This window comes from Halioglobus sp. HI00S01, from assembly GCF_001635445.1.
GTDB lineage: Bacteria > Pseudomonadota > Gammaproteobacteria > Pseudomonadales > Halieaceae > Halioglobus > Halioglobus japonicus.
Window position 1 is genome coordinate 1 of record NZ_LWEE01000295.1, and the last position, 202, is coordinate 202.

The 202-nt window shown below is 62.4% G+C and carries 1 pseudogene; it reads right to left on the reverse strand.

What is annotated here, in order from left to right:
• A pseudogene (locus A3709_RS24160) lies at positions 1-202 on the reverse strand (hypothetical protein); the annotation flags it as partial.

The window sequence follows — 202 nt, forward strand, 5'->3', positions numbered from 1 at the left end:
CTCCAGAATCGACCTGCAACCCATTATTGCCCTGCAGGGCAGAGTACTCCGCAGCTTCAGCCCCCCCCTGTGTAATCGCACCCTGTTCCGCCGGGACGACTATCGCTGCCTGTACTGTGGTCAGCAACATACCCGTGGCGAGCTCACCCGCGACCACGTTTTCCCAGCGATCCAGGCCGCCCCGCGAAGTGGGCATTACGTG